The organism is Bizionia hallyeonensis, assembly GCF_042657385.1.
Lineage (GTDB): Bacteria > Bacteroidota > Bacteroidia > Flavobacteriales > Flavobacteriaceae > Algorimicrobium > Algorimicrobium hallyeonense.
The window spans coordinates 1-3,226 of the sequence record NZ_JBHSLA010000016.1; the positions used below are offsets into that span (position 1 = coordinate 1).

General features: G+C 30.9%; 5 protein-coding genes. All 5 read left to right on the plus strand.

Going from position 1 to position 3,226, the window contains the following annotated elements; all coding sequences use genetic code 11:
- Window positions 1-218: 218 nt before the first annotated feature.
- The 5 genes from ACFPH8_RS14915 (at window position 219) to ACFPH8_RS14935 (ending at window position 2,953) form a co-directional block, all read left to right on the plus strand.
- Entirely contained in the window at window positions 219-935 is a 717-nt protein-coding gene (locus ACFPH8_RS14915) for a toxin-antitoxin system YwqK family antitoxin (protein ID WP_376862241.1), read from the plus strand.
- A 106-nt stretch (window positions 936-1,041) separates the two neighbouring features.
- Window positions 1,042-1,584, plus strand: coding sequence for a hypothetical protein (locus ACFPH8_RS14920; protein WP_376862243.1), 543 nt, complete (start codon window positions 1,042-1,044; stop codon window positions 1,582-1,584).
- A gap of 182 nt (window positions 1,585-1,766) precedes the next feature.
- Window positions 1,767-2,216, plus strand: coding sequence for a hypothetical protein (locus tag ACFPH8_RS14925; RefSeq protein ID WP_376862245.1), 450 nt, complete (start codon window positions 1,767-1,769; stop codon window positions 2,214-2,216).
- A 195-nt stretch (window positions 2,217-2,411) separates the two neighbouring features.
- Window positions 2,412-2,654, plus strand: a complete 243-nt coding sequence (locus ACFPH8_RS14930; protein WP_376862247.1) for a type II toxin-antitoxin system ParD family antitoxin — start codon at window positions 2,412-2,414, stop codon at window positions 2,652-2,654.
- Complete coding sequence (locus ACFPH8_RS14935) at window positions 2,651-2,953, plus strand: type II toxin-antitoxin system RelE/ParE family toxin (protein WP_376862249.1); 303 nt, start codon at window positions 2,651-2,653, stop codon at window positions 2,951-2,953. The genes ACFPH8_RS14930 and ACFPH8_RS14935 overlap by 4 nt, the downstream gene beginning before the upstream one ends.
- Window positions 2,954-3,226: the final 273 nt, after the last annotated feature.

The window sequence follows — 3,226 nt, forward strand, 5'->3', positions numbered from 1 at the left end:
TGCAATTAATTTATACAATCAAATAAGATTACATTTATCTTTAGACTATAAAACACCTAATATGGTATATCAATTATCAGCGTAAATTCAATTTTAACCTGTAGCCATATTTCAGGACGAGACATTTCAAACAACCTTTTAACTCATTCAAAAGTATCATTCACTCAATATTACTTTATCAATATTATAAATTCCACTATTTTCGAAAAAACAACATTTTGAAATTAATAATCACTAATCTTGTTCTGATTTTTAGCATCAACTCATTCTGTCAAGAACTTAAAGTTGAATATGGCGATAGGAAATATATGACAAGAGTTAAAAAAAATTCTGAAATTAAATTATTTACTTTAAAAAAACGACTTGCTGATGGAACATACTACGTTTATTCAAAAAAAGACTCAAATACTATTTTAGAAATTGGAACTTATGAAAACCGAAAGAAAAATGGAATTTGGACTGTTTATAACCAAAGTACCAAAAGTAAGGATTCATTAACATACTTAAATGGTCAATTAACTAGTAGAAAAAGAACTGATAGTTTAAATAGATTAACTGAAAATACAATCTACACTAATGACTCTATTTTAGGAACTTATTATCAATATGCAAAAAACAATTCTTATAGATATAAAATAGAATACAAAAGTCTAAAAAATAATAAATATTCATTTACCATATTGAGTAGATATAGTGACAATGGAAATTTGAATCTCATAAAAAGAGAACGTAAAATTAGAAATGAAACATTTAGTCACACTTTAACTTACTATCATAACGGAAACTTGAAATCAGAATTTTTCATTCACAATGAGAAAAGGATTGGTGTATGGAAATGGTGGAATCAAAATGGAGAACTTTGTCAAATTGACGATTATAGTAAGAAACCTAAACAACGCACAACAACGTGTATAATTAATTACTTCGGTAAGTGATTATTTGGAAAACTCCTTCGGAATTTTCTCTGGCAAGTATTTGTTTACTAAATTAGTTGCTAAACCACGCAACTAATCATACACCAAACGTTACCTGCAAGCTGAAATGACAAGCGAGAAAATAAAATATGGATTGGAAAACCGAGAACTTAAATTAAGTAATTGGGACAAATTTTCGCATTATGGGATTGTAGGTTTTTGTTTTATAATTCCGTTGACTTTTACATTTCTACATCTAAAAGACTACTTTTTAGATACGCCTAAACCTATCAAGTCTGGAGAAATTTGGTTTTTTATAATTCCAACGTTAATCGGAATTTTATTTTTTTACTTGCAAAAGAGTAGATTGAAATTCAAAGAAGTGAATACCAATCTAAATAAATCGGAATTAAACAAAATCATAGAAAAAGTTGCAGAGGAATTGGAATGGCATTTACATTTCTCGAACTCAAAAGCAATAGTTGCGAAAACTCATCCAGGATTTTTAACTGGAAGTTGGGGCGAACAAATTACTATTCTATTTGACAACAGAAAAGTACTTGTAAATAGTATTTGTGACCCTGATAAAAAAAGTTCTGTAGTTTCAATGGGCAGAAATAAACAGAATGAAAAAAAACTGATTGAAGAAATAAAAAAAGCCAGCAGGTAACAATGTATAACCGCAATTACGGCGGATTCGACTACGTCCGAATCCACTCGGAATTGCTAACGTCAGTGCCAAACCGAAAATTAACGCATATTAACCCGTAACTGACGGTTATACGAGACCGTTGTGTGTAATTTGACGAGCAACATTCAGAATGATTGAAAAAAAAAATTAAATACATAAAAATGAAAAATGGAATTATTATGATTTTGGTAAGTATTGTAGCATTGACTTCTTGCAAAGAAAATACTGAAAATCAAAAAACAGAGGAAAAAACAACAGCGGAATTAATAGAAAAAGTAATTGCTCAAAATTCTGAAAGTTTTGTTGGAAATTATGCTATGGAACTAAATGGAGAGATAGGCTGGAAAGTTTCTGAAAAAGACGGAACGTATTATGTAAGAGAAAAAAGAGAAAGTGGTTGGTCAGATGATTTTCCTATGGAAAAAATGAAAGAATCTGATATTGAGAAACTATTTGACAGTAATTGGAAAGAATATGTTTTTGACGGATATTATTCTGGTTCGCTTGCGATAATGAAAGTAAAAAAAGGGTATGTTTTTGAAGGGCAACGCTTGAATTCTGACTATTTTGGAATAGTGCCAATTGGAACTGATTTATATAAAACTGAATAAAAACTACACACAACAACGTGTAAAAATAATTGCTTGTGACTTGCCTACTTGGAAATTCCTTCGGAATTTCCAATGGTTCGTTCCATTTTTAATAAGTTAGTTGCTCAAACACGCAACTATCCTTACACAAACACGTTGTGTGCAATTTGGCTGCGTTACCAAGAATTGGTATATTTGAGTAAAATTATAGTCATAATGGGAAAAAACACATCAATATCACTCGGAAATCATTTTGAGGATTTTATCAGAGAAGAAGTAAACTCTGGAAGATATGGTTCGGTTAGCGAAGTAATTCGTACCGCATTACGTTTGTTAGAACGTGAAGAAAAAAAGGAAAGAGAACTGATAAAAGCTCTCGAAGTTGGAGAAAATAGCGGATTTGTTGAAAATTTTGACCCAAAACAACATCTGAAAGAATTACATCGTAAACACTTATGAGTAAAAACAAATATCGCATAAGCCAACAAGCGATTGAGGATTTAGACAAAATTTGGGTTTACACCCTTAACAAATGGTCTAAAGAACAAGCTGACAGATATTACGATTTAATAATAGCGGAAATTGAATTTATTGCGGACAACTATCTGATTGGAAAATCCGCAGAGCAAACTCGAAAAAACTATCGAGTTACGAAAATCAAATCCCATCTGATTTTTTACAGAAAAGTAGATAGTGAGATTGTGGAAATCGTCAGAGTATTGCATCAAAGAATGGACATTAAAAAACGACTGAAATAAAAACTGCACACAACACCGTATAAAATTAATTGCTAGTGCAAGCCTACTTACGAAAATCCTCGCGGATTTTCTATTCGGTTTATATTTGCTAAATTAGGTGCTTAAACAACGCAACTAATCTTATACAAACACGTTGGGCTTCATTGTGACCCGTCCTAAAATAAGGCTACATAATTCAAAACAATTATGTATAAAAATGACAAAGTAATTAGACGGTACAGTGAACCTTTCAAATTAAAAATTTTAGCCGAACTTACAACGGGAAAACACACA